Source organism: Westiellopsis prolifica IICB1, assembly GCF_004323185.1.
GTDB classification, from domain to species: Bacteria; Cyanobacteriota; Cyanobacteriia; order Cyanobacteriales; family Nostocaceae; genus Pelatocladus; species Pelatocladus prolificus_A.
Map to the genome: position 1 here is coordinate 1,320,257 of NZ_NAPS01000001.1, position 25,819 is coordinate 1,346,075.

At 37.9% G+C, this 25,819-nt stretch carries 22 protein-coding genes and 1 tRNA gene; 13 read left to right on the forward strand and 10 right to left on the reverse strand.

From position 1 onward, the window contains the following. Positions 1–179 precede the first annotated feature (179 nt). Positions 180–1,199 carry a sulfate/molybdate ABC transporter ATP-binding protein gene (locus tag B4U84_RS05620; protein ID WP_017309334.1) on the forward strand — a complete coding sequence of 340 codons (1,020 nt, stop codon included), beginning with the start codon at positions 180–182 and terminating at the stop codon, positions 1,197–1,199. A gap of 338 nt (positions 1,200–1,537) precedes the next feature. Here B4U84_RS05620 and B4U84_RS05630 read toward each other — a convergent pair whose 3' ends face one another. Both B4U84_RS05630 and B4U84_RS05635 read right to left on the reverse strand, forming a co-directional pair. Then, positions 1,538–2,419 (reverse strand): universal stress protein, encoded by an 882-nt coding sequence (locus B4U84_RS05630; protein ID WP_017309333.1) that lies wholly within the window; start codon positions 2,417–2,419, stop codon positions 1,538–1,540. A gap of 170 nt (positions 2,420–2,589) precedes the next feature. Further along, the gene (locus B4U84_RS05635) at positions 2,590–3,213 is read right to left on the reverse strand and encodes an exopolysaccharide biosynthesis protein (RefSeq protein WP_017309332.1); all 624 of its coding nucleotides are present in this window, start codon (positions 3,211–3,213) and stop codon (positions 2,590–2,592) included. Positions 3,214–3,534: 321 nt separating this feature from the next. Here B4U84_RS05635 and B4U84_RS05640 point away from each other — a divergent pair, with 321 nt between their 5' ends. Continuing rightward, positions 3,535–4,230: a hypothetical protein gene (locus B4U84_RS05640; RefSeq protein ID WP_131116024.1), complete on the forward strand. Its 696-nt coding sequence runs from the start codon at positions 3,535–3,537 to the stop codon at positions 4,228–4,230. Positions 4,231–4,341: 111 nt separating this feature from the next. Here the strand turns inward: B4U84_RS05640 and B4U84_RS05645 are convergent, their stop codons facing one another. Next, entirely contained in the window at positions 4,342–5,013 is a 672-nt protein-coding gene (locus B4U84_RS05645; RefSeq protein ID WP_017309330.1) for a LuxR C-terminal-related transcriptional regulator, read from the reverse strand. 107 nt (positions 5,014–5,120) lie between these two features. On the opposite strand from B4U84_RS05645, the gene B4U84_RS05650 reads away from it, so the two are divergent. Beyond that, positions 5,121–5,777: a DUF3386 domain-containing protein gene (locus tag B4U84_RS05650; protein ID WP_017309329.1), complete on the forward strand. Its 657-nt coding sequence runs from the start codon at positions 5,121–5,123 to the stop codon at positions 5,775–5,777. Positions 5,778–6,038: 261 nt separating this feature from the next. Here B4U84_RS05650 and B4U84_RS05655 read toward each other — a convergent pair whose 3' ends face one another. The 5 genes from B4U84_RS05655 to B4U84_RS05675 all read right to left on the reverse strand — a co-directional run bounded on the left by B4U84_RS05655 (position 6,039) and on the right by B4U84_RS05675 (position 12,308). Continuing rightward, positions 6,039–6,944: a hypothetical protein gene (locus B4U84_RS05655; RefSeq protein ID WP_131116026.1), complete on the reverse strand. Its 906-nt coding sequence runs from the start codon at positions 6,942–6,944 to the stop codon at positions 6,039–6,041. 551 nt (positions 6,945–7,495) lie between these two features. After that, the gene (locus B4U84_RS05660; protein ID WP_044451460.1) at positions 7,496–8,191 is read right to left on the reverse strand and encodes a class I SAM-dependent methyltransferase; all 696 of its coding nucleotides are present in this window, start codon (positions 8,189–8,191) and stop codon (positions 7,496–7,498) included. Between the two features lie 92 nt (positions 8,192–8,283). Next, entirely contained in the window at positions 8,284–9,393 is a 1,110-nt protein-coding gene (locus tag B4U84_RS05665) for an iron-containing redox enzyme family protein (RefSeq protein ID WP_131116028.1), read from the reverse strand. A gap of 325 nt (positions 9,394–9,718) precedes the next feature. Further along, positions 9,719–11,545: a peptidoglycan D,D-transpeptidase FtsI family protein gene (locus B4U84_RS05670; RefSeq protein WP_131116030.1), complete on the reverse strand. Its 1,827-nt coding sequence runs from the start codon at positions 11,543–11,545 to the stop codon at positions 9,719–9,721. A 169-nt stretch (positions 11,546–11,714) separates the two neighbouring features. Then, positions 11,715–12,308 carry a hypothetical protein gene (locus B4U84_RS05675; protein WP_131116032.1) on the reverse strand — a complete coding sequence of 198 codons (594 nt, stop codon included), beginning with the start codon at positions 12,306–12,308 and terminating at the stop codon, positions 11,715–11,717. Between the two features lie 621 nt (positions 12,309–12,929). Between B4U84_RS05675 and B4U84_RS05680 the strand changes: the two genes are divergently transcribed. Further along, on the forward strand, positions 12,930–13,139 hold the full coding sequence (locus B4U84_RS05680) for a hypothetical protein (protein ID WP_017309319.1): 210 nt from the start codon (positions 12,930–12,932) through the stop codon (positions 13,137–13,139). 373 nt (positions 13,140–13,512) lie between these two features. Here B4U84_RS05680 and B4U84_RS05685 read toward each other — a convergent pair whose 3' ends face one another. Both B4U84_RS05685 and B4U84_RS05690 read right to left on the reverse strand, forming a co-directional pair. Next, entirely contained in the window at positions 13,513–13,857 is a 345-nt protein-coding gene (locus tag B4U84_RS05685) for a hypothetical protein (RefSeq protein ID WP_017309318.1), read from the reverse strand. A gap of 281 nt (positions 13,858–14,138) precedes the next feature. Continuing rightward, positions 14,139–15,455, reverse strand: a complete 1,317-nt coding sequence (locus B4U84_RS05690) for a serine hydrolase (protein WP_017309317.1) — start codon at positions 15,453–15,455, stop codon at positions 14,139–14,141. 796 nt (positions 15,456–16,251) lie between these two features. Between B4U84_RS05690 and B4U84_RS05695 the strand changes: the two genes are divergently transcribed. The 9 genes from B4U84_RS05695 (at position 16,252) to B4U84_RS05735 (ending at position 25,779) form a co-directional block, all read left to right on the forward strand. Continuing rightward, a tRNA-Leu gene (locus B4U84_RS05695) sits at positions 16,252–16,335 on the forward strand. 809 nt (positions 16,336–17,144) lie between these two features. Beyond that, positions 17,145–17,372 carry a hypothetical protein gene (locus tag B4U84_RS05700; protein ID WP_017309316.1) on the forward strand — a complete coding sequence of 76 codons (228 nt, stop codon included), beginning with the start codon at positions 17,145–17,147 and terminating at the stop codon, positions 17,370–17,372. A gap of 496 nt (positions 17,373–17,868) precedes the next feature. Further along, positions 17,869–18,684 (forward strand): WecB/TagA/CpsF family glycosyltransferase, encoded by an 816-nt coding sequence (locus B4U84_RS05705; RefSeq protein ID WP_017309315.1) that lies wholly within the window; start codon positions 17,869–17,871, stop codon positions 18,682–18,684. Positions 18,685–19,129: 445 nt separating this feature from the next. After that, positions 19,130–19,957: an ABC transporter permease gene (locus B4U84_RS05710; protein WP_131116035.1), complete on the forward strand. Its 828-nt coding sequence runs from the start codon at positions 19,130–19,132 to the stop codon at positions 19,955–19,957. Between the two features lie 28 nt (positions 19,958–19,985). Next, the gene (locus B4U84_RS05715; RefSeq protein WP_131116037.1) at positions 19,986–21,281 is read left to right on the forward strand and encodes an ABC transporter ATP-binding protein; all 1,296 of its coding nucleotides are present in this window, start codon (positions 19,986–19,988) and stop codon (positions 21,279–21,281) included. An 81-nt stretch (positions 21,282–21,362) separates the two neighbouring features. Then, positions 21,363–22,271, forward strand: a complete 909-nt coding sequence (locus B4U84_RS05720) for a hypothetical protein (RefSeq protein WP_131116039.1) — start codon at positions 21,363–21,365, stop codon at positions 22,269–22,271. A gap of 176 nt (positions 22,272–22,447) precedes the next feature. Then, positions 22,448–23,527: a glycosyltransferase family 4 protein gene (locus tag B4U84_RS05725; RefSeq protein WP_131116041.1), complete on the forward strand. Its 1,080-nt coding sequence runs from the start codon at positions 22,448–22,450 to the stop codon at positions 23,525–23,527. Between the two features lie 76 nt (positions 23,528–23,603). Beyond that, on the forward strand, positions 23,604–24,449 hold the full coding sequence (locus B4U84_RS05730) for a glycosyltransferase family 2 protein (RefSeq protein WP_131116043.1): 846 nt from the start codon (positions 23,604–23,606) through the stop codon (positions 24,447–24,449). Between the two features lie 49 nt (positions 24,450–24,498). Further along, positions 24,499–25,779: a glycosyltransferase gene (locus tag B4U84_RS05735; protein WP_131116046.1), complete on the forward strand. Its 1,281-nt coding sequence runs from the start codon at positions 24,499–24,501 to the stop codon at positions 25,777–25,779. The last annotated feature ends 40 nt before the right edge of the window (positions 25,780–25,819 follow it).

Consider the following 25,819-nt stretch of genomic DNA (forward strand, 5'->3'; position numbering starts at 1 on the left):
AAACAAAGCCCGAACACATACTAAATTGATTTTTACAATCTATCTTACAAAATATTTATATCGAGAATTTTGTATTAAGCAATACAGTAAAATTTAGTTTTTTATTAAAATACTAAATACTGCTAGACAAACAGTAGTTAGAATTACGTATACAGATACTTAAGCAAGATAGATAAATTATGGGCATTGCAGTAGAAAATGTTTCCAAGCACTATGGGAATTTCCGTGCAGTTGACGATGTAAGTTTGGAAATTAAAACCGGGTCTCTGGTAGCATTACTGGGACCTTCTGGTTCTGGAAAATCCACCTTACTACGGATGATTGCTGGTTTGGAAATACCAGATGCGGGTCAAATTTGGTTAGTGGGCGAAAATGCTACTCATCGCAGCGTCCAGGAACGTAACATTGGCTTTGTTTTTCAACATTACGCGCTGTTTAAACACCTGACAGTGCGAGAGAATATCGCCTTTGCAATGGAACTTCGCAAAGCTAACAAACAACGTACTCGCCAACGAGTTGAGGAACTTTTGGAATTAGTACAGTTAAAAGGATTTGGCGATCGCTATCCTTCTCAGCTTTCCGGGGGTCAACGACAACGGGTAGCTTTAGCACGGGCGCTAGCTGTGCAACCACGTATTCTATTATTGGATGAACCTTTTGGAGCATTAGACGCCAAAGTCCGCAAGGATTTACGCGCCTGGTTACGTAATCTGCATTCCGAAGTCCATGTCACTACTGTATTTGTCACCCATGACCAAGAAGAAGCAATGGAAGTTGCAGACGAAATCGTGGTGATGAATCAGGGACGAATCGAACAAGTTGGTAGCCCAGCTTACATCTATGACAACCCAGCTACACCCTTTGTGATGAGCTTTATTGGACCAGTGAATGTTTTACCTGGTAATGTAGGTATTGCACCCAACAGAGGTAGAGTTTCTCCCAGCGACAAAGTATTTTTACGTCCCCATGATGTATTAATTGAAATAGAAGCAAGCGACGAGACGACCTCTGTGATTGTTGACCGCATCATTCATCTAGGTTGGGAAATTCGAGCCGAGTTAGCTTTGCAATCTGGCGAAAGAATCAATGCATTTCTTAGTCGAGAACAGTTCCGCAAGCTTGAGTTACAAGAGGGTCAACGCGTTTACGTGAAATCAAAGCAAGCAAAAGTCTTTTCTGGTGCTTATGCTGTAACCTAAGACTAGTTGTTTGTAAAATATTGAAGCGCTAAAGCGCTTACTACAAACGATAAAATAGAGCGATCGCGTCTAGGTGTGAGGATGCGATCGTATTTTGCTAATATTATTGGCAAACTTAATACTGTGCGTTCGCTGATTTTGAAACGGAGAGAGGAATTTATTTCCCGTACCTTACATAGAGGCAAACGTACCTCAAGCATAGTCCGTCTAAGCTTGTGGACGTATCCAAACGGGGAGATTTGAATACTTTGTATTCAGGTTTCTAGGGAGGACGGATGAAGCAAGAATCCTCAGCCGTCATGCTGAGGAGTGTCAAGCAAAGCTGTACTTAATCATGATTATCCACGTTGGGGTGGAAAAAAGAGTACAGGATACCAGCTATAACGCAATAATTCCGCCGCAAAACTGGAAACCAACCATTCTTGGAGTTTACCTATGGTTCCTGAAGACACTGCGATCGCACTAATATCTGCCATTGTAGCCGCCTCTAAAATCTGAGTCACACAGTGTCCTTCACGAACTTCTGTCTCCACTTGTAAATTTACTCTCTGCAAATCAGCTTTAATCTGAGATAGAGTTTGCCCTGCCTGCTGTGGTAAGATTTTCTTTGGTAATTCATGGCGACCAGTATCTTCTAATACCCAGCATAGCGTACACTGTTGTAGATATCTATCAGATTGTTGTTGAGCTAATTGCTTCACCTGTTGCACCAGATAATTCGCCGCTTGAGTATCGTTGTAGGGAAGTAGCAAAGACCGAAAAAGGTGCTGACAACGGAGTGTTAATTCCTCAGAAGTATAAGTAGAGATTAACTGAGGACGCAGTACCAAAAGAGGAATCGTTGTTTTGTGAGACAAGTCAGCCATTGTACTACCCACCAATTTTTCAGTGAGTAAGTTGCGACTTTGAGAACCCAGTATAATCAATTGGGACTGATAGGTTTGGGTAACCTTAAGGATGATTTCCACAGCCTTTCCCGATTGAACTTCTATTTTTACTTCTACATCATTAGGACTTTCACCAACAGTTTTGGTCAATCGGGTTTGAGCTTGTTCTATTTTCTCAGTATCGGCTCGTGGAATAATGCCTTTTTCCCACAATGGAACAGCGTGCAGAAAAACAATTTGCTTGATTCCCGCAAGCGCAAGACTAGAAACAAAATGCGTGAGACGGTGTAAACCATCAGAAAAATCTGTGCAAATCAAAACTCGTTGAAACATAGATAACCAGTAAAAGATATTTAAAAGTCTTCTAATTTAATCCCAAAACCTATAATCAAGTTCGTTTGAATGCTTACAGCATATTTCATTTTGGTGATGAAACTGCAATCATTTTAATAAAGAAGAGATTTATAACCCCACCCCAAACATGAGCACCAAATAGTTTCTTTTTAACGACTTAACCAAATCTTGATGTAATCAAGTAGGCTAGAACCACCCCAAATTACTCCAATTAGAATCGAAGTAGTTAGAATACCTCCCATTAGACAAAGGATTAAACCACCCAGACTAATAGCACCATCATCTTCCAGCAAACCAAAACTAGTAACGAAAATTCCTATTGCAGGTAGGGTGTTAGTTCCAGGAATGGGAATCATCATCGAAATTGCCATTAAGGCGATCGCACTACCTATGACAACTCTACCTGGTAAAGAAACGCATATATAGACGAGACGCGGACGAGCGATCGCTTCAATTCTTCGCAACCCCGGAATTCCTTTTTTCAAAAATCCTTGGACTGTTTCCAATTTAATTGGATGATTTACCATCCGCTGTGGTAACCACGGAGTTTTGGAACCTGCAATAAGTTGTATCGCTAGTAAAAAAATTAGGATACCGAAAGGGACAGAATAACCAGGTGCTGGTATTGGTAAAGCTGAAGGCAAAGATAGAATTACAAGTAAAAACCCAAATATTCGTTCCTTTGCCAGCAGCAAAATATCTGCTAGCTTAACTTGAGAAGCTTGTTCTGTTTCAAAAAAAAAGCGTTCTAACTCGTTGGAAAGTTTAGCCATACAATCTTGAAGATTACTACAGTTCGTTAAAGCACCCCATAGTCAAAATGAACAAAGTTCATGACCAATTATAATATTTTTTGATAATTAAAGGATTTTTCTAACCAAAGGTAGAAAACTTTTAGTCCTAAAATCTAACAGAAGAAAGACTAAAAATATTAGATTTGGTAATTATTTTGTATCTAAATTATATTTTTCAATAAAAAATTATTGTGAACTAAAATATCTACTTACATTAGAAGCAGTCTTTTCATATTTGTCACTTTCTATTCACTTTTGTTGTCAATACTAGAGATAAAAGAATGAAAAGGAAAGCATATCATGAATCTTACTTTTTTCAAGCGCACTTCTACTTTATTAACTCTTGCTAGTGTGGCTGTTATTGGTAGCACTCTGCCAGCTAGTGCAGAAAATATAAATTCTACTTCTGTTAATCAAGCCAGTTCTGTTACCAATCTAACAGCCAACCAGTTAGGACAAGTAAGTGAAAATTCCGTTAATGCTCTTACTTCTGCATCTGCCTTGACTACAGAATTAACACAATCTCAAACCACACAAATTCCGTCAGCAACTCAATCTGAGAAAGTAGCTCAAACTATTCAGCCTGGTAGAGCCACTCGTTCTGGTTCTAGCTATATCGGTGTTGGCGGTAACATTGGTTTGACTGGTGATACACGCTTAGGTGAAGGTTCTTTTGCTGTGATTAGCAAAATCGGACTCGCACAAAATTTATCTGCACGTCCTGCTGCTTTAGTTGGAGATAACACAGTCTTTCTCGTTCCACTAACCGTAGATTTTCCTCAAGAAAATTTGGAAATCACTCAAGTAAATGTAGCGCCTTATATTGGTGGTGGTGTGGCAATTTCTACAGGTAGAGATAGCACAGTAGGAGCGTTAATTTCTGGCGGTGTAGATGTGCCTTTATCTCCACAGATTACAGCAACGGGTGGGGTAAATGTCAGTTTTATTGACGAAACTGATGTAGGGTTGTTAGTAGGTGTTGGCTACAACTTCTAAGTATTCTCAAATAGCGATTATTAGGAAAGGCATGGATAAATACTCTATCGAGATTTCCCTATAAGGCAATAGATGTCAGATGTTTGGAGCCTGTTTTCTTTCAAACCTCTACTAACCCATCACATCCTGCAACTTCGCCACCATCTCAGCTCGCGCCGAAACCCCCAGCTTACGAAACATCCTTTTCAACGCTTGCTTCACCGAATTTTGAGTAATAAACAGCTTTTCGCCAATTTCCCCATTGGTTAACCCCTGCGCTACCAACTCAGCAATTTCTAACTCTCGTGGTGTGAGACGACCAACTAACGGAGAATTAAAGGTTTTGGGTTTCGCCCTTAAAGTTGCAAGTTTGGCTGACACATGTAAACACAAAGCACTCAAATCAGCTAAATCGTTGGCGTCAAAAGGAGGATGACCATCAGCACGGGCGAGATTGAGTGTTCCCACCAAACGCCCGTCACAGACAATCGGCCCACTCATGACGTGGGCGTGATCATGGCGTGGACAAATATCTTGCCAGTCTCCTGGTGCTAAAATCAATTGTTCATGGGCAGGTGCATGGCGTTCAACTACATAGCGCCCAATCGGATTTCCTTCTAAACAGACCTCTGGAATTTTTTGCACTTCTATATTTTCTGCTGTAGACAGGTCATCCGAGAGATATAGACCCCAACGTTCGACACCAAAATGCTTGCCGACAGTGTTCTTGACAGCAAGTTGCAGTTCTTGTTCATTATTAGTTTTGGCGATCGCATCAAGTAAACTGTGGAGAGAACTAACCATAGAGTGTACCCACTTGGGGACTAGGCGGGCTTGAGAATTACTTCTATGCTAACTAATAGCAGCAAAGCTAAAAAACTAACATAATCTAACCAATATAGGAGAAACCAGTGACTGCAACACAAGTATCTGCTCAAGAACTCTTCCGCGCTGCCTACGAAAACCGATACACTTGGGATAAAAATTTTCCTGGCTACACCGCAGATATCACTTACAAACAAGATGACCAGGTGTTTACAGGTAAAATTCGCATTAACCCCAATCTCAAAGCAGAAGTGTTTGATGTAGAAGATGAGCAAGCCAAACAGGCGATTAATAATCAAGCTTGGGAAATAGCTGTTCATCGTGTCCGTCGCACCTTTGAAGAAACCCACGGTGCAAATACTTTTAGCTATGGTGACACTGATGAAACAGGCGCAGTTGAAATTATACTTGGTGGTAAGTCAGTAGGTGACAAATACAAAGTCCGCAATAATATAGTTAGCCTGGTTCACCGCCATATCCACGGCGTTGTTGTCACAATCAACACCTTTAGCGTTCATGAAACTGCGGAAGGCTACTTACCTCACACTTATGATTCCGTATACCACGACCCGCAAACAGGTGAACAAAAAGGTGGTAGAAGTGAATTCGACGATCAATACGAAAAGGTTGGTAATTACTTGATTATGAATCGTCGCTTTATCAGCACCGATACCAAAAAACAACCATCAACTCAAGAATTTATCTTTTCTAACATTCAGTTGTTAGAACCTGTCGCGAATTAAGTCATTTTATCAGTTCCCGGTTCCCTTTTAGGTGTTGCTGAATCAAGATATGAATTTATAATTCACGCTTATGTAGAGACGTAGCAATGCTACGTCTCTACAAGAATTTCGTATGAGCGACAAATATGTACACAAACATTATTGTAGTCGTAATTTATTCTGTTTTCACGGAATTAAACGACACAGCCCTAAACTTTAGTTTACGGCTGTTTATATCTGGGCTGAAATAGCTCTGTGATTTATGCCTAGTGGTTTATCTAATTATGGTATTGTTTCATAATTATGCAGGGTAAATTTTACTTCTAAGATTAATCTTTCTTTTTGAAGAGGAATAGTTCCCTTATGAAAACAAAATGGGTCTTCTACAAATCCAACCCCTGCTTGTTCGCAAATAGTGAGAACATTTTCCGAACCATAATAGCTAATAATATCGTTGTCATCTGTTTCTCGGAGTAAGGAAAACTGATGGTTAAGCTTTTTTCTTTTATGGCTACTTTTAACACAGACATGAGGACCACTGTATATATCAACATTTGTTAAATAAAACATAAATTTTAAGCACCAATAATCTTCCAAATCATAATGGAAGCTAAAAAAGCCTCTAGCACGCTCCTCCACTTCTTTTTCTTGAGGAAATGTCCACCACATTTTACTTATTACATTGGCAGGCTTTTTCTCAAAATATTTAGTAGCAATTGACCATAACTTTGGATCATTTTCCAGTTTTTTAACAGCCGGACAAAGTGAAGCAATATCGAAACTATAACCAGTTATAAAGTCTTTTTCTTGTCTCTTTTCTTGCTTCTGTTTTTCAGTCAGTTCAAAACTGAATTGTAAGTTAGCATTACCGAAGTAAGTTATATTTTTAGAACAGTCTATTATTTCCTTCAAGATATTTTCAGGCAATTTCAGACCTAAATATATACCCTCTTTTTTGAGGGTATCAACAATATAATTTACTTCAACATCTTCAAAAACAGAATTACCTTCATATCTAAAAATCGTTTTTTCTTTGAAAACGAATTGTATAAAATAACGTACCAAATGAATCCGACTAAAGCAAAACATGAAAAGATAATCAGGCTTTTTAATAGCTAACTCTAAATAATCGAAAAGCCTACGTTGCAATTTTAACAATAGTTTTTGAGAAAGACTTATTGTTGTCATATTGCCTCTTTATATTCTCAGTGTTTTGAATTTGTAGCAATCCTAAAGAGTTTTTGAAAAAGCATTATATATTAATGCCTTTGAAAAACTTCAAAATCGTTGGTTAATAGCAATTTCAAAGTGAATGTACAATAAACACATAAGAAGCATATAAGAAATTTATAAGAGGTACTTAATACAAACAGCGTTGTTTAGATTATTTCTAAACTCTACTTTATGGATTTTGAATGATAAGATTACTAATAAAATATACTGAGTTTTGATGTTTTGCTTAATGCTGAATGAATGAAGTTGCAATCATGCGATCGCTCTACATTTCACTTTTTTCCTGAATCTAGTAATTATTATGTTTTGTAAATACGCTTGTTTATTGCTATATATTGTTAATAAGATGACTCTCAAGACATTAATTGTTGATTATTAAGCTTAACAGCATTAGGGTGTGTATCATTCGCAGACATCTGCTGATGGGTTATGTTTGCTTTTCTGTAACCGAAAAGCAGTATGTCTACGGCTAAATTTTGTTCTGTGCAAACATTAAAGAGATAATGTTACAAGCTTGTCATTGCTTGAATTAATTCATCAGATAAATCAACTTTTACTTCTTGACATTTTTGGAATAAAACACCAGCCAAGAAGTAATAATTGCCAGAGTAAAATGCTATTTTCTGCTTGCGTAACTCTTCGATGTGTTTTTTGACTTTGGGTTCAGAGCTGTAATAGCCAAATTGCAAGGGTAAAATTAGAAAATTACTTACACAGTAACCGTTAGCTTTAGCATGGTCTACTGTACTTTTGGGATTAGAAAAGCTAGAGATTAAAAGCACAACATTTTCATAGCCAAGTGACAAAAGTTCATTGGTTACTGTAGCTCCATCTATACCACCAAATAACAGTGGCATGTAAATATCATTATCTGGTGCAGGAATATAGGGTGGATTGGCAACTAAATACTCCGCTTCTGGCTGAGATGATCCAAAAAAAGATGAGTTGTGAATGACGTATTTGTTAGCAAGATTGTATTCGTCAATTGTTGAATTGGCAACTTTCCAAGCAGAGGTATTTAATTCAAATCCTTGGATCATCCCATCAAATTTATTCCTCAGTAGAGAATTAATGACTGGACTACCATCTCCTGAGCCAAACTCAACTATACATTCAGATTTTTTACAATTTCTCAGAGCAAAATTTTCTAAACAATTTGAGTAGAAGTTAGATTCTTCTGGGCAAAAAAATATTTCTTTCATTGGTGTGTGAGAGTATGTGCAATAGAGTATGTGTAGGTAAGGCATATGCTTTACCTACTTGCAAAAATGTGAGTAATATCAAGTGATGAATTCTAAAAATCTGTTTGTTCTGCTTGACGTATTGCTTGCACAACAGCTTTAGCAGCGCGATCGCTCATAATTTTTTCTTGGTCGTACCCCAAAACTATTTCCCACGCCAGTCCAGGGTACATATCTGCTAAAGGTAAAGCCACATCATCTAACATCCAACGACCATGACGTTCATCTTCACGGATATGCAACTCCCAATAACCCATCGCTGCATCCGATAATCCCAGTCGTTGCGCTGCTGCAAGATAATTTCTGTAAGCCGCAGGACCAGCCACTTCAAAGTATGTTAATCCACCACCGTAACGCAGATAATGACGCTTGCATTCTGTCATCAAAAAGTTGTGGTTGGCACAAGCTAATACTTGCCAAGGTACTAAATCAAAATATCCTTCCGGTTCGGTATTCATGCCGAACTCATTGAGCATTTGAGCAAAAAATGTTGAATGCTTGCGCGAGAGGCGACCATTGCCGTATTCTTCTAGTAATACTCGTATGAGTGTACATTGCACTTCATTCGCAGTACCACCAAGAATGCGGGAAAGCCGACTACCTTCAACTAAGCCGTCAAATGAAGCAATAGCTAGCAAATATCGATAGCCAGCCTGACTCATTTGTTCACGTAGATAACGGCTTTCTAGAGATAGTGGTGGATCTAAATCTTCAGCAGCACGATCAATGAGTGCTTGCTTAACATCCAATTTTTGCAATCCTACCACATCGATTTGGGCAAGTTCCCATGCTTGCCAAGCAGTTTCTATTTGATTCCGTACCTGAGATAAATAGAGCGATCGCTCATTGATATAGTACCGTAAATCGTCATACCAAAATAAATTTAGGCGATTTATTCGGTAAAGTATACGTTGAAGAAAGCAATGAGCCGCATCATCACTAGATTGATTTTGGTAAGCGGCGTTAATCGCCACAAAAAGTGCATTTTCAAACTCACTTCTGAGTGTAGGTTCTTTCTCCAGTTTTTTGTCTAAATTATCTATTGCCAGCAATTCTCTAAATTGTTGTTCAGCAGATTGATAATCAGTAGCTTTTGTTACTCCCATAAACTCATTTTCTCCCACTTTTGCACTGGGAGAAAATTCTACTAAGTTGCTTTGCATGAATGATCTAATTGCTTTACAATCAGTGTTGATGACTCACATTTCCTATAAACTTAGGTTCTCATTTAGTAGTTTTTTCTACCTCTTTCTCCAGTCATAAAGAAAATATTAAGCAGTAGTTCAAATATTCTACTCAAGGGGGAGTGTGGGGAGTGTGGGGAGACAAGGAAGCTCTTAGCAGGGAGCTCTTAGCAGGGAGACAAAGGAGAATAACCAATGCCCAATGCCCAATGCCCAATGCCCAATGCCCAATCCCCGATCCCCAATCCCCAATNCCCAATCCCCGATCCCCAATCCCCGATCCCCGATCCCTGATCCCCAATGACTATTGCCTATTTGCTTGACTTGGTGGAATCTGCTCGATGGTAATTAATGCTTCCATGACTGCTTTTGCTATGGGTGCGGCGACAGTACTACCATATGTGTTGATTCCTCTGGGTTCGTCTACTAGGGCTAATACTACATATCTAGGTGCTTCTACTGGCATTATGCCTAAAAAACTAGTAACATATGCACCAGTTACATAGCCTCCAGAACGACCTGCTATTTGGGCTGTGCCAGTTTTGCCTGCGATCCGATAACCTGGTATGCGTGAGAGTTTTCCGCTTCCTTCATCCACAACTGTTTCCATCATCTCTACTACTTGTTGGGTGGTCATGGCTGAAAAAATTTGTCGTGGTTCGGGTCTTTTTGGTGTATAATGCGTTTGATTTTTGCTATCTACCAGACCCTTGATTACATGGGGTGTGACTAACTTTCCACCATTGGCTAATGCTCCCTGGATTTGTACCAGTTGCAATGGTGTTAGGGAAAAGCCTTGACCAAAGGAAGTCGTTGCAGGTTCGATGGGTGAAGCGATAAATTTTTCTTGACTTTTGAGTTGACTAGCTACGATAAACGGCAAATCTGTAGACACAGCTTGTCCTAGTCCTAGTTTTTCTAACCAACCGTAGTAGACAGAAGCTTGCAAACGTTGGATAATTTGCACCATGCCGATGTTACTAGAATGTTGAAGAATCTGGGCGATATTAATACGTCCGTAGCTTTTGTTCTCGGCATTTTTGATGGTGCGATCGCCTACTTGAATTGAACCTGAATCATTAAAAGTATCATTAGCTGTAATTACACCATTTTCGAGAGCGATCGCAACATTGAGAGGCTTAAAAGTAGAACCGGGTTCATAAAGATCAGCTACAGTCCAGTTTTTGAACAGCGAAATATCAGCTTTAGAATACTCATTGGGATTGTAGCTAGGTAAAGAAGCTAATGCGAGTAAGGAACCATCCCAAGCATCCATGACAATTACCGCTCCACGTTTAGCACTATACTTATCCATCTGTGCTTTGAGTGCAGTACGAGCGATTCGTTGCAAGCGGCTATCAATTGTCAATTGTAATTGTAGGTCATCAGAATGAGGAAATCCATCCGGCGCATAATCTGGCATCAACGAACCATTACCAGTTCGACTCAAGCGCACTGCTTGAACGGAACGTTCTAATAATTTCTCTTGACTATATTCCACCCCTGCTTGACCCCGACGATCAAGATCAACATACCCAACTACTTCTGCCACTAAATCTTGTTGGGGATAAAATCGAGAGTATTTTTGAATCAATTCTAAACCATTGAGGCGCAATCCAAAAATCTGATTAGCAATTTCTTCAGGCATTGCCGATGACAGTAAAATACCACTTTTCTTACTATCAAATTTATTTTTTAATTCAGTAACGTCTTTATCGACGATTGGCGCCAGAACTTCTGCAACTTTTTGGTTAGATTTGCTAAATAGTTTGGGATGGGCGTAGACAGTATACACTGGTCGGTCTATGGCCAGTACAGTTCGATTGCGGTCTATGACTTGGCGACGAGGTACAAAAGGTCGCAAATTTACCATTTGTTGGTTTCGCGCTTTCTCCTTCAGCTTCGGCCCTTGTGCAATTTGCAAATTATACAATTTCAGACTCAGTCCCAATCCAGCAACAATTAATACCGCCCAAACAATTAGCAATCGGAATTTAAGATTGGGTGTTTGCGGTTGGGTACTCAAGATAAACGCAGGTAGAAATCTTCGTCTTGTTCTCTGACGTCCTGGCTTTTGTGATTCTGTCTTCGGAGGTTTTTTATATCTTCTTCTACTTGGTGATTTTTGCATAATTATTGTTGGTTGTTGATGGTTGGTGAGTCCAGTCTCCGTCTTGGACGCCACGTGCTTTATGCCGGGGAACCCGTCCACCGCAGTGGCTCCGGTTCCTGTCACGTAGAGTAGGGTTGTTGGTTGTTCTACCTACTAACTACCAACCAGCAACCAATAACAATTGATTTTAATATCCCAGTGGTTCAGAGTTTTGCTGTTGTAGTTGAAAGTTTGATTGAGTAGTTGTAGTAGATGGTGACAAGTTAGAGTCCTTTGGTGCTGGAGGTAAAAAAATTGCTCCTGAAGGAGATGGTGAGACTAGTCCTGCTGCTGATGTTTGTGCTTCCTGTGCCATTTTATTTTTTAGCACTTCAATTGTTGTTGTTAATTGTCGCTCATCTCGCTGTAAGGTTTGCAGTTTCCGATATGACTGACTCCAAAGTTGTTGAGAATATACAGTCCAACCATAAATTATTAGGGTAGTTGCCACCAATACAAATGCCATAATTCCTGAATAACGATTTATGTCATACAAGCGTAACAACCACATTGGAATTGTTCCTTGTTTGTTTAAATCTGGGACAGGTGTAGAAGTAGATACTGGTTGATTAGCAGACGAACGTTTGGATCTTCTAGAGGAAACAGGAGGAGAGAAGGTTTTCTCTGTGATAGTTCCTGCTGATCTAGATTGTTTGAATGTGGATGAATTTCTCATCATCAGAGAATTTCGCTGGAACCAACTGCGTTTTGCAGAAACATCTGATTTGCGAGCAACAGCCATAATTTTTTGGATATATATTTTTTGTGTGAGTTAGGACAAGAGAGACAACAAAGACAAGGGAGACAAGGGATACAAGGAGGATAAGGAGGACAAGGGAGCCAAGGAAAAAATAAACACCGATCCCCGATACCCGATCCCCGACCCCCGATCCCCGACCCCCAATCCCCAATCCCTAGTAAGTATGGCAACGCAAAGTAGCAAGGGCAAGAGATTGCTTATAAGCAGTTTTTATGGTAATATTTGTAAGCTTACAAAAAGTTACGATTATTTTAATGTAGTTAAAGCAAAAACTACTACTGCTGTGCCAAGTTAATTTGGAAGGATAGTTTTTCACCATTTTCCCTTGATCGATACTTTCGAGCAGGGTACAAGCCCCTACCCCTAACTCCCAGCCCCCATTCCCCCAAACTGGGGGTAAATTTAAAATCCATGCATCCAAAATCTAAAATCGGATGACCCATGAATTGAAAGGTCTTAGAGTTAGCTTTATAGGATAAACTAAAAATCAGAAAGTTGTCTTTTAAATATCTAACCTAAAAATTATTAAAATTAAGCAACAAATGAGGTATCTTATTCAACAGGCCTAAAATAGTTTTTGCCGCATTTGGTGACAGAGGAGTTATGAAAATAAAAATCTTTGGTTTTGCTCTTTTACTTGGTCTAGCTGCGACTCTCGGAGCCTGCAATGGTGCTAGTGAGACACCTTCCACTACTACCACTACTCCAGCAGAACCCAGTGATACTGGCGCTACCACTCCACCCGCTACCGCCACTACACCTGCTACTACTACCACAACACCTGCTAGTCCTTCTCCTACAACTACTCCCTAGATTTTGGTCTCAGGTTAGATCACTCAGCGCTTTTGAGGTCGCTCCTCATTACATCACTACATTAATAATTTATTCTCTACTGCCCAGAGAATGAACTTTTGAATTGAGTAATGCAAGCTATGGCTAGCTTACTCAAAGTTCTTTGTATCAACTTTGGATAAAGGAAAAAAGTTTGGTACGAAAACTTTAGTGATCGCCCACCATAGCCGAGAATCATAGTCGATAGACATCTCCGAAAAAGAATGTAGTAGTAGAGACGCGAAATTTCGCGTCTCTACAATTATTCTGGCTGACGCATACTTAATTATCACCAGATGTCTAATAGATGGTGGCGATCGCTCTCCACAGAAATTGCTCACACTAAGTTTTTTCGTCAGTGAACTGGAATTTGTTGATCTAAAGCTGGTTCAATTTCACAAACGATCTCATAGTAAGAGGTGGTTGGAGTGTGAGCAAACAAGTGACTTATCTTTTTTAAGATATTTTGGTAAGCTTCGCTGTGGTTTGCTTCCATATCACCAATATTTTCCCAGAAAATAACCGCGATACCTTTGTCAGTCCCTGGTTGTTGCAGCAGATATGCTTTCTGGAAGCCTTTAGTATACATTGAGACAGCCTGTTCATAAAGTTGTTTGGCTTCTTCAAACTTACCTGGTTTAAACTCTCCCGTCGCTACATAGACATATTGATGTTTAAGAAAATCTTGAAAGTCTGTCATATTTGTTCTCCTTGGCAGATAATTATTGGTCATTAGTCAATGGTCAATAGCGAAAAAGTTGGAACACTTGACTATTGACTGATGACTCATCAAAGAGTTTTTTTCTGCTTGTTGCAGTTTATAGGTTTGGTGTACCTCGACTTTCGTTTTTTAATTTTTTATTTTGAATTGGCGATCGCCAAACTAACCCACAAACAGTAATGGGTAATTGGAGTATTAACTAAATTGTTGCGATGGTCAAAGACTGCTCCTAACCTTTGATAACTGATAACTGATAACTGTTAAAGTTGGTGTGGCGCAGTAGTAGACGCATTAACGCTGTTCTGTTCTATGTAGCTATAAACTAGTCGAGAAACTTGATTAATAAAAGACTTTGCTCTTTTATCACCAAAAGGTCTGCGAACCATGATTCCAGCTAGGTAGCGCTTACCTGTTGATGTTTGAATAATACCTGCATCTCCAAGAATAATCCCTAGTGTGCCTGTTTTGTGAGCAATTACCGCACCTTTACCAAGACCTGCTGGTAATAAGCTTCTGTTCTTAACACGACGCATAATATCCAATGCTTGGGAACGACTTCCATCATTCAGTAATTGATTATTACTCAGCAAAGCACTTAGTCTGACTAAATCTTTCGCACTAGTTGTGTTAGTTCCTTTAAAGTCGCCTAACAGATTACGAATCACCGTATTTTGCAGTCCCCAACTTTGAAACCGCTGATTTAATCTAGCCTTACCACCCAAACGATCAATAATCATATTGGTTGCAGTATTATCGCTGATGGTAATCATCTTAGTAGCAGTTTCTAAAACACTCAGTTTAGTTCCTGGGCGTTTGTACTGCAATGTTCCTGAACCTCCAGTCATCAAATCGCGACGCATAACCAAAGTTTCATTCAGCTTGACTCTACCCGCGTCTACTTCCTGAAACAAAGCTACTAAAATCGGAAACTTAATGGTGCTAGCAGCTGGAAAGATTTTTTCTCCATTCAAATCTAGATAGTTACCTGTATCTAAATCTAGAAAGAACATCCCTGGTTGAAGATAGCTATAGCGAGCCATCAATGCTTTAATTTGAGTATTTAACTGGGATATATCTTGACCTAAACGAATTCCTCCAACAAACGAAGAAGCATCACCTATATGAATAGGAAACTGTTCTTCACTAGACTTATTAGTTGCAACTTGCTCAAATGAATTGTTAGAACTTACACGTTCAACAGATGAAAAGTTTACTATCCAGTGGGAAGAAGAATCTCCTTTAATCAGTAATTTATCTGGAGAAACTGTATAACCAGGAGCTAATTCAATTACCATTCTGGTAGTTTTAGCATCAACCTGTCCAATCCGAATTTCTTTGATTGCTGAACCAAAACTTTGCCGAACTGTATCACGATTGAGATTTGTTCCAGGTAAATCTAGTACAAGTCTTGTTGGATTTTTAATTAAAAAAGCTTTTGGTTGAACTCCAGAATCAGTAGTTAAATGTAGCTGATTTCGTGCCTGATCGAAGTTCCAAGATTGTAACCTAGCAGCTTTTACTGGAGAAGATAGCAACACAATACTGACGACGCTCAGTAATAAAAAGCGTAATCTCATCTTGTTATTCATATGATTTACTTGCACAGATTTTCAGATTTATCTCAGTAGATCCGGAATAAATCTCAGTGTTATCCGAAAAAGTGAAAGGAATGATTAACTGATATCTTGCACCTACCCCATATCCCGCCTCAGAATTAATTGGTGAGGCTAATAGCATAAGTCCGTTAAAACGGACTCAAACACTTTCCTAGTCAGATAAATCTGACTTTAGCTATTAGCCAATAAATAAATTTATTGGCGGGATGAAAAGCTGATGCAAGATATGAGTTAACCAGTTTTAAGAACTGAAGCTAGAAGGTGAAATCACACAATAGTTCCAATGTTTTAATAGAATTAAGTTAATACCTGTAATGAAATTGACAGACAAGCAAAAATTATCATCCTACTGAATCATCAGCGAAGTCAATAGGCTTGGTTTTGTAATATTGATGCGATCGCATCTTTAATCTTGCATAAAAACTGATGATGTCAAATTTACGTGAAATTGCTTGTGGTTTATTAGGATGTAGACATCATATCAGTATTCGGGCAATTTTTAAGAAAAGATTAAATTTGCACTTAAAAAGACAGAATTCATATTAGACCTCTTGCAAAAGTCGAATGAACCCCCCTCAATCCCCCCGTTCACGGTCGGGGGAAAATTTAGTTCCCTAAGCGTAAACGCTTAGGGTTAGGGTGGGGTAAAAATATTTTTGCAAGAGGTCTATTATAGGTTGACGTCATCTCAAAAAAAAATTTGCCAAACTTGTTGCAAAATCAAAAAATTGAGTATAATGGTGAAGTTGCCAATCAAGGGCGGGTGGCGAAACTGGTAGACGCACCACACTCAAAATGTGGCGAGCTTGCGCTCATAGGAGTTCGATTCTCCTCCTGCCCACTTAAATAGTGAATAATAGATATCCTCAAAAGTGATGTGCAGTTTGGTTCTGCATAAGATTTTAACCTCTTTTTCGTCGCAGTCTCTAGTAAACAGGCTTGCGATCGCATTTAATTTAACGTGAGTTCGATGGATTTAATTCACCCAAAATTCCGCCTTCAAATAAATTTGGGGCAATGACGACCTCAACCTGTAGCAGACGCGAAATTTTGTGTCTTTACATTTGTGCCGACCTACTTAAATCTACCTTAACCTCAACAAAAGCTTCTTAGTAGCACATCCCAGGTTGAACTATGGAAGAATAAAATCAAAGCATATTTATAAATATTATCTTAATTAAGATTTTAATTAAATAAAAATATATATTTTGTGCATGATTCTCTTATTTTTATCCGGATTATGTCTGCAATATCTTGAATACTGCTGAGGGCAGGTAAAATCTATACCTTGAAAAAATACTTTTGTCAAGTTATATTTTATACAATGTTCTTTTATAAAGAATTCATTGTGTAATTTTTACTTAAACAACAGCTTATTAACAGCAAGTGAATCTAGATTCAACACCTAAAGTTTGAAATTTTTACAACTGATTCAACTTAGTATTGTAGTGATATTTCTGACTTTATTCTCGCAAAGCAATATATAGATTAATCTAAAAACTTTTCTTTTAATTTGACGCTTTCACAAAAAATGAATTATAATAAATACAGTACTACAAGGTATCAAATCAGATCCTAGATATAGGGTAACTAGAACTTTGATTTTGTCATCAAAAATTGAGTTTTTAGTTAAATTAAGGACAATCATTTATGAGACTAAAAAGATGGGAGTCTCCTCGCCGCCAGGGGAGAAATGATAAAGGAAAAGGCGGTTCTGCAAGAAAACGACAATTGAAGAAACAGCAGCAAATGCTAAGGCGCAGGCTGAAGACAGACAACGAAATCAATAAGAATAACAATCAGGGAACGGGGGAAGAGAATTTTAACTTCCCCCTTTTTTTTGGGCTTTTTCAGGATGATAAAAAACAAAGTTGTTAGTTTTGCGTTACTAAGTGACAGTTATTGCACTAGCACAGTGCGATCAATCAAGTAGTCAATATTTTGCTTAACAATAAAAATTACAGGTTGAAATTAATTAATCTCTGGCAAATGTCCATATAACAAGTAGTGTAGATAGCTAAAAATTTGTTGTGATTGCTCAGTAATAGTTTTTACATAAAGAATTTATTTTGCTTTTACAGAATCTTCATTAATGTTTGCAAAAAATTCTTAAAGCAAATGTAAAGAAAGTATGAAGTTTACTAAAAAGCTACTGACAAGGTATCAATGTGGAGTAAGGTAATATACATATAGCTTGATTAAATTATTACCAGGGAAGCAGTAATTTACTGTATATGATCATTGCATCTCCATGTGTTAACTACCTTATTCCCAAGTATTTTAAGATCAAAACTTATAGTGAAAGCTTGAGGTTTTATACGCTGGGGATGGTTCTGTAGTTATTTGATTTTATCTGTGACACAAGGAGTGACTTATGGTAGGAAGAACTTTTCTACCTACTCAGAAAGTGCTGGAGTTCCCAATTACTGCCTTACGTTTTGAAGAACAAATACAGACGATCTTGAGGTGGGCGATCGCGCGCACGAGCAAGACTGTATGTGTAGCCAATGTGCATATGCTCATGGAAGCTCACTGGAATCCAGAATTCGCTAGCATACTTCAGAATGCAGACTTAGTCACTCCTGATGGTATGCCTTTAGTATGGATGATGAGGCTGCAAGGAGCGCGATACCAAGACCGTGTAGCGGGAATGGATATCTTACAAGCATCATGCCAGCTAGCTGAAACACTTAATGTAAGTGTTTTTTTTCTGGGTTCTCAAACCGATATTTTGTCTCGTATGAAGACAAGGTTAGAGATTGAATTTCCTAACCTAAAAATTGCTGCGATGGAACCCTTACCGTTCCGTCCCTTAACTGCCAAAGAAGATGAAGCCTTAATCCAAAAGATTAACTCCAGTGGCGCCGGTCTAGTCTTTGTTTCTTTAGGCTGTCCAAAACAAGAAAAGTGGATGGATCAGCATCAGGGTAAAATTCAGGCAGTCATGATCGGCTTGGGTGGAGTATTTCCAGTATATGCAGGGATTCACAAAAGAGCACCCCGGATGGTGCGAGATTTGGGTTTTGAATGGTTATATAGATGGATTCAAGAACCCCGGCGGCTTTGGAATCGCTATATGACGACAATCCCACCATTTCTATTGCTAGCTTTAAAGCAATTATTAATGTCGAGTTCCTTTAGTACTCCATTTCATATTCGCGAACGTTATTTGGGATGGAGAGTTGAGTAGTTGTGACCAACTAAATTTTTCATTTTTCCATTCTTGCAAGGAAAATTCCGATCCCCAGGGAGGTTGTATGACCAAATCAAATTCTCGGCCTAGAGTTCCTATTCAACCTCCACTCCAGTTCGTAGTCAGGACTTGAGTCCTGAATTTATAAGCACCAAGCGTGCTTACTACGAACTCTCAAAACTAGCTGCTCAAAAATTATCATTTGTGTCGCTATTTATTTCGTGTTTTCGTGTTGTTGTACTGAATTGGCGAAAATCTGCTTGCTGTAGATTTTTTCGGAAAGACTCTGGTATAGATGACAAAATATTTCCTGATATGAGAATTCCTGAGAGAAGTAACTGAAGGAGCAAGCAAAAACAGTATTTTTTCTGAGATGTTAAGTCACCTAAGCTGCAAACTAGCAAGCTTTGTCCAAGTTGATGTAACACACACGGATAAGTAGATGAAGACAAACGAACTAATTATTGAGGCGGGTCGCACCGAAAGACAGTACTGGCAAGATCTGTGGAAATACAGAGAGCTTTTCTACTTTCTAGCTTGGCGTGATATCTTGGTACGCTACAAGCAAACCGTCATTGGCATGGCCTGGGCATTGATTCGCCCATTCCTAACAATGATAGTATTTACTGTTGTGTTTGGAAATTTGGCAAAGCTACCGAGTGAGGGTGATACACCTTACCCAATTCTAGTTTATGCGGCAATGTTACCCTGGCAGTTTTTCTCTGGTGCGCTTAGTGAATGCAGTAACAGCCTAATTAACAATGCCAACCTTCTTTCTAAAGTCTATTTTCCACGTTTGATTGTGCCAACTTCGGCGGTGATCGTTAGTTTTGTGGACTTCATGATTTCTGGCATGATTTTACTGGCATTAATGGCTTGGTACAACTTTGTCCCTGATTGGCGCATTCTTACACTACCACTATTTATTCTCATTGCCTTTGCAGCCTCAATGGGTGTGGGATTATGGCTAGCGGCTTTAACTGTCGAGTATCGAGATTTCCGCTATATAGTACCTTTTATCGTCCAGTTTGGTCTGTATATTTCTCCAGTCGGTTTTAGCAGCAAGATTGTCCCAGAACAATGGCGCTTGTTGTATTCCCTCAACCCAATGGTAGGAGTAATTGATGGTTTCCGTTGGGCAATTTTGGGCGGGGAGTCGCAGGTATATGTTCCTGGGTTTGCACTATCTCTAATGATTGTGTTTCTACTTCTAGGAAGCGGTATTTGGTATTTCCGCAAGATGGAACGTACTTTTGCTGACGTAATTTAGATATGTGGTTGAAGTAGGAGTTAGGCAAATGTCAGATACTGTAATCCGGGTAGAGAACCTGAGTAAGAAGTACGTTCTGAGTCATCAGCAAGAAGGGCAAAGTAGGTACAAATCTTTACGAGAAGTTATAAGTAATGGAGCAAAATCGCTGGGTAAAAAACTGCTCAAGCCTTCTGGTAAGGAAATATATAATCCAACTCGTGAAGAATTCTGGGCTTTAAAGGATGTTTCGTTTGAAATTAAGCAAGGTGACAGAGTAGGGATTATTGGGCGTAATGGTGCGGGGAAATCTACCCTACTAAAAATTCTCAGCCGAATTACGGAACCTACAAACGGAAGAATCAAAATCAACGGAAGAGTTGCAAGTTTATTGGAAGTTGGAACGGGTTTTCATCCAGAACTAACTGGTAGGGAGAATATTTTTCTCAACGGTGCAATTTTAGGAATGAGCAAGGTTGAAATTCAACGTAAGTTTGATGAGATTGTCGCTTTTGCGGAAGTTGAAAAGTTTTTAGATACGCCAGTTAAACGCTATTCATCGGGGATGTATGTAAGGTTAGCGTTTGCAGTAGCAGCGCATTTGGAGCCGGAGATTTTGATAGTTGATGAAGTGCTAGCAGTGGGAGATACTCAGTTTCAGAAAAAATGTTTAGGAAAAATGCAGGAGGTAGGCAACCAAGGAAGAACTATTTTGTTTGTTAGTCATAATATGGGTACCATAACACAGCTTTGCAACATAGGCATTTTCCTTGCCTCTGGTCACATAACTGACATAGGTAATATCAATTCTGTAGTATCAATTTACTTGGCACAAGGAAATAATAACACCAGTACATTAAAACTGGTGAACAATGAAGACAAAACCAAGAAATTGAAAAAAATTTTCTTTAAAGAAATTACTATTCTCAATCATGATTTAGCAGAATCATCCGAGCTAGATGTTCGCTATCCATTTTTTATTAAGTTAGATTATGAAGTGACTAAAGCATTGACTAATGTGGAAATATCTATTCGGATTTACACTAGTGATGGGATACCAGTTATTACTACAAACCAATCTGATTGTACACCTGATAGTTTGGGTAAACGTAATCCAGGTAATCATGAAGTGTTAATTAAAATGCCTGGAATGTTTCTCATGCCTGGTACTTATATGTTAAGCATTGCAGCGCATGAGCCAATGGTAGAAATATTTGATAGTCACGAACATATATTATCTTTTACTATTACTGAAACTGGAACAAGATTTGCCAAATACAATAAGCATCGAGAAATTGGTGTAATCATAGCTGATTTAGATTGGATGGAAAAACAAATTCAATAATTATGAAAATTACAATGTTCTTATAATTATCTGATTTAAATTACTAAAAATAAGCAGGATTTTTTAGGAAGTAAAGGTATTATGATATTTAATTTATTACAAAAATTAAAAAAGGGATTGCAAAACATTGATGTTATTGTCAATGAACTTCAATACATTAAAAAAGATGTTGCAAAAATACAGGAAGGATTAGGTCGAGTAGAATATAGGCAATTACAGTTATTAAATACTCAATCTCTTCCAAGTAATGAATTTAGAGTATTTTCTCAGTGGGGTGAAGATGGAATAATTCAATATTTGTTGAGACATATTCAAATACCCCGTAAAGTATTTGTTGAGTTTGGTGTTCAAAACTATTTAGAATCTAATACAAGATTTCTACTTGTCAATAATAATTGGTCAGGATTATTGATAGAAGCTAATCCTGATGATGTAAATTATATAAAACAAGACAATATCTACTGGCAGCATAATTTAAAAGTCGCACAAGAGTTTATAAATAAAGACAATATAAATAAAATATTTATAGAGAATGGCATAAAAGGTGAGATTGGTTTGTTATCAATAGATATTGATGGAAACGACTATTGGATATGGAAAGAAATTGATGTCATACAACCGGCAATTGTTATTGTTGAATATAACTTTAGGTTTGGGAAAGATAGAGCAATAACCATACCTTATGATGATAATTTCATACGTTCTCAAGCTCATCATTCCATGATTTATTTTGGTGCATCACTGAAATCACTCTATCTGTTAGGTAAGCAGAAAGGCTATGCATTTGTTGGATGTAATTCTGCTGGTAATGATGCCTTTTTTGTACGACAAGATTTGAAACCAGATTGTGTTAAAGAATTAACTGTTGAAGAGGGTTACATCGCAGCAAAGTTTCGAGAATCTCGAAATAAAAGCGGAGAGCTTATCTTTCTATCGCATGAAGAAGAAGAAAAATTACTTGAAGCACTACCCTTTGTAGATGTTGAGTAAGTAAATGCTTTAGTTATCTCTGAAATGTATAATAAACTTTATTTGCATCTGTAAATTACTATTGTCTTTTGACAGCATTTTATAAATTGAATCAAACTATAAAGTGTGTGATGCGCTTTAATTATTAGATAAATTTACTTGAAGTTAATACTAACTATAAATTACTAAGTTCAGCAATGCATATTCTATACGATGGACAAATTTATGCAAGACAAACAGCTGGAGGCATTAACCGTTATTTTGCCAATCTAATAAGTAGACTACCTAAAGATGTTTTTCCTACTCTCACTACTCGTCAAATTCTGGATGTGAATTATCCAACACATCCCAATTTAAAAACCTTCTTGTATAAAGGATTTCGTCCGAGACGTATTTCAGATTCGTTAGAAAAACATTACTTTCAAGCTATCGCCACTTTCAAACACTTCGATCTGATTCATCCTACCTATTATTCACTCCTATCTCAAAAGGATTTTAACTTTTATCGCTATCCGCTTGTTCTAACAGTTCATGACATGATATATGAAATTTTTTATCCTAATGATCCACATATTGAGGAAAAACGAAAGGCTATTATGACAGCGCAGGCAATTATTTGTGTTTCTGAAAATACCAAAAAAGACCTTTTAGAATACTACTCCTTGCCAGAAGACAAAATTACTGTAACCTACTTAGCTTCAGAAGTTGATTCTAGTTTGTCTTATGGTTCTGAATCTGTTCCAATCTATCCTTATTATTTGTATGTAGGTAGCCGTAGCAGTTATAAAAACTTTGATACTCTGCTAGCAGCATTTGCCAAAGTAGTTTCAGTGAAGTCAGAAGTGAGATTATGCATAGTTGGCTCCCCGTTTAACCGACAAGAGGAGCAACTTATTGCCGCTCTGAATCTAAGTGAGCGCATTGAACATTATAACAATGTTAGTGATAGCCATCTAGCAAAGCTTTACCGTTGTAGTGTTGCTTTTGTCTATCCATCACTGTATGAAGGTTTCGGAATTCCTCCTTTGGAGGCAATGTCTTGTGGCACTGTTGCAGTAGTTTCCAACACTTCCAGCATCCCAGAAGTTGTAGGTGATGCAGGCTTGCTTTTTGATCCTAAAGCTACTTATGATTTAGCGGAAATTCTGCTTTTACTACTGGATAAACCAACAGAACGTGATCAGTTTATTGCTAAAGGTTACAAAAGAGCAAAAATCTTTAGCTGGAACAAAACCGCAGCACAGACGCTTCAAGTCTATCGCTCCGTTTGCAGTTAGTTAAACAACTATTTCTTAAGTCAATTTAGATTATTTTTCTCTCAAAGTGTCCTATTAATAAGGTTTGTCCAACTAAATGATTAGCGTTATCACCCCAGTTTACAACGGCGAAAAATTTATTGAATCTTGTATTAAAGTTGTAATCGCTCAAAACTGCCTTAATGTGGAACACATCATTATCGATGGAGGTTCAAAAGATAAAACAGTAGAAATTATCAAAGAGTATGCACAGAAGTATCCCCATATCCGATGGATTTCAGAAAAAGACAAAGGCCAGTCAGATGCAATGAATAAAGGTATTGCAATGGCTAGGGGAGAAATATTATCTATTTTGAATGTCGATGATTACTATGAAAAAAATGTGTTAAACCGAGTTTCAGAAATTTTTCAAACATTACCAAATCCTAGCTTACTTGTTGGAAATTGTAATTTATGGAACGATGACGGTGAACTTATAGTAATAAATAAACCAAAAAAATTGAAGTTAAGTGATTTGTTGATGGGATGGAACATCAACCCTATGCCATCCAATCCATCTGCATATTTTTATCATACTTCATTACATCAGAAAATAGGTTTTTATGATGTTGAAGATCAGTATTCTATGGACTTGGATTTCATACTAAGAGCTGTACAAATGGCTACAGTCAGATATGTAGATGAAACATGGGGTAATTTCAGAGTAATTAAGGGTACAAAATCTTTCAATAGCGATTTAAATGGTCAAACTGTACCTAGAATAAATAAACTTTTAGAGAAATATTGCAAGCAACTTCCTTTACTAAAACAATGGGAAATAGCTAGTAAACGTTATTTTTATAATCAAAAACATTGGTTTGAAGTCAGAATTAAATACTTCTCAAAAAAACCAACAGAATTACCTGTATCAATTACAAAAAAGGTATTAAAAAAACTAGTTTAATTGCTTCGTATTAGAGAGACAATAAAACTATATGTGAAATAATTAACATATGAGAATAGCTATTATTAGTAAATCAGACAGAATAGGAGGTGGGGCAAGTAGAGTTGCCGAGGATCTCGCTAATTGGTTAAATGATGCTGGACATCTAACTGATCATTTTATTGCTTTTAACTATAAAGAACCTCTTTCATTTCAGCACAAACTTTATGGAAAAGGTTTGGAAATCAAGCTTTCTAAAAAGATTCATAAAGCTAGTAGTAAATTAGGTTTACGAGAAATATTACCTGTTGAGTACTGGTTTAACCTCAACAAAATTCTTGATAATTACGATGTCGTCCATTTTCATGACCTCTTTACTGCTATATCTCCAATTACTCTAGCTCTAACTTCTCGACGCAAACCGACATTTTTCACGGTACATGATTGTTCTGCATTCACTGGCGGTTGTATGTACCCGATGGGGTGTGAAAAGTTTAGTAGCCATTGTTATAAGTGTCCACAATTACCTCAAGATGGATGGAAAAATCAACTAGGCGATCGCACACGAGAAGTTCAAGCAATCAAACGATGGGTTGCTGGCAAATTTAATATTCGCTATATCTTTCCCAGCCATTGGATGCTTCAGGAGGCTCAACAAGCTCTTAAATTCAAATCTTCACCTGTAGTAATTCCTAATGGTCTTGATTTAAGTGTCTTTCCTGTAGTGAAAAAAGTAGAAGCAAAAACAAGTTTAGGAATTCCAGAAAACCGCAAAGTAGTTGCAATTTCAGCACATGTTCTTGACGATCCCCGCAAAGGTGTGAAGTATGCGATCGCAGCACTTCAAAGTGTACGTGATTTATCTCCATTCGTAATAGCTGTAGGACTTTGTAATGATGAATTAAAGCAAGCATTAGAGGGACTGGAATACAAAGATATGGGTTATATTTCAGACCCTAACTTATTAGCAAAAGCCTACTCAGCAGCAGATATCATGCTTTTTTGTACCCTTGCTGATAACCTACCACTTACTGTTCTAGAAGCAATGGCTGTATCTACCCCAGTCGTTGCTTTTTCCACAGGAGGTGTTCCAGAAATGATTCAGAATGGACACAACGGTATTTTGGTTGAACCTACAAATCAACAGGCACTAAATCAAGCCTTACGCCAAGCATTATTATCGCCTGATTTAAAAGTAATGGGTGAGCAAGCAAGAAGGGATGTTGAAAATAAGTTTTCAAAGACTGTGTTTCTTGAAAAGCATCTGCAACTCTATCAGAATTTTGAGCATTCATTGTCGAAAACTGAACTAGAGTCTGTGATTTCAACAGAAGCTGCAATCAATCCATAAGTCAAACCTTGCACTTTTTATTAAATCCTCTAGCACATTG

Bases quoted from the DNA above. Each gene is read 5' to 3' on its own strand.
- B4U84_RS05620 (WP_017309334.1), top strand. From the start codon at position 180: ATGGGCATTGCAGTAGAAAATGTTTCCAAGCACTATGGGAATTTCCGT.
- B4U84_RS05630 (WP_017309333.1), bottom strand. From the start codon at position 2,419: ATGTTTCAACGAGTTTTGATTTGCACAGATTTTTCTGATGGTTTACAC.
- B4U84_RS05635 (WP_017309332.1), bottom strand. From the start codon at position 3,213: ATGGCTAAACTTTCCAACGAGTTAGAACGCTTTTTTTTTGAAACAGAA.
- B4U84_RS05640 (WP_131116024.1), top strand. From the start codon at position 3,535: ATGAATCTTACTTTTTTCAAGCGCACTTCTACTTTATTAACTCTTGCT.
- B4U84_RS05645 (WP_017309330.1), bottom strand. From the start codon at position 5,013: ATGGTTAGTTCTCTCCACAGTTTACTTGATGCGATCGCCAAAACTAAT.
- B4U84_RS05655 (WP_131116026.1), bottom strand. From the start codon at position 6,944: ATGACAACAATAAGTCTTTCTCAAAAACTATTGTTAAAATTGCAACGT.
- B4U84_RS05660 (WP_044451460.1), bottom strand. From the start codon at position 8,191: ATGAAAGAAATATTTTTTTGCCCAGAAGAATCTAACTTCTACTCAAAT.
- B4U84_RS05665 (WP_131116028.1), bottom strand. From the start codon at position 9,393: ATGCAAAGCAACTTAGTAGAATTTTCTCCCAGTGCAAAAGTGGGAGAA.
- B4U84_RS05670 (WP_131116030.1), bottom strand. From the start codon at position 11,545: ATGCAAAAATCACCAAGTAGAAGAAGATATAAAAAACCTCCGAAGACA.
- B4U84_RS05675 (WP_131116032.1), bottom strand. From the start codon at position 12,308: ATGGCTGTTGCTCGCAAATCAGATGTTTCTGCAAAACGCAGTTGGTTC.
- B4U84_RS05680 (WP_017309319.1), top strand. From the start codon at position 12,930: ATGAAAATAAAAATCTTTGGTTTTGCTCTTTTACTTGGTCTAGCTGCG.
- B4U84_RS05685 (WP_017309318.1), bottom strand. From the start codon at position 13,857: ATGACAGACTTTCAAGATTTTCTTAAACATCAATATGTCTATGTAGCG.
- B4U84_RS05690 (WP_017309317.1), bottom strand. From the start codon at position 15,455: ATGAGATTACGCTTTTTATTACTGAGCGTCGTCAGTATTGTGTTGCTA.
- B4U84_RS05700 (WP_017309316.1), top strand. From the start codon at position 17,145: ATGAGACTAAAAAGATGGGAGTCTCCTCGCCGCCAGGGGAGAAATGAT.
- B4U84_RS05705 (WP_017309315.1), top strand. From the start codon at position 17,869: ATGGTAGGAAGAACTTTTCTACCTACTCAGAAAGTGCTGGAGTTCCCA.
- B4U84_RS05710 (WP_131116035.1), top strand. From the start codon at position 19,130: ATGAAGACAAACGAACTAATTATTGAGGCGGGTCGCACCGAAAGACAG.
- B4U84_RS05715 (WP_131116037.1), top strand. From the start codon at position 19,986: ATGTCAGATACTGTAATCCGGGTAGAGAACCTGAGTAAGAAGTACGTT.
- B4U84_RS05720 (WP_131116039.1), top strand. From the start codon at position 21,363: ATGATATTTAATTTATTACAAAAATTAAAAAAGGGATTGCAAAACATT.
- B4U84_RS05725 (WP_131116041.1), top strand. From the start codon at position 22,448: ATGCATATTCTATACGATGGACAAATTTATGCAAGACAAACAGCTGGA.
- B4U84_RS05730 (WP_131116043.1), top strand. From the start codon at position 23,604: ATGATTAGCGTTATCACCCCAGTTTACAACGGCGAAAAATTTATTGAA.
- B4U84_RS05735 (WP_131116046.1), top strand. From the start codon at position 24,499: ATGAGAATAGCTATTATTAGTAAATCAGACAGAATAGGAGGTGGGGCA.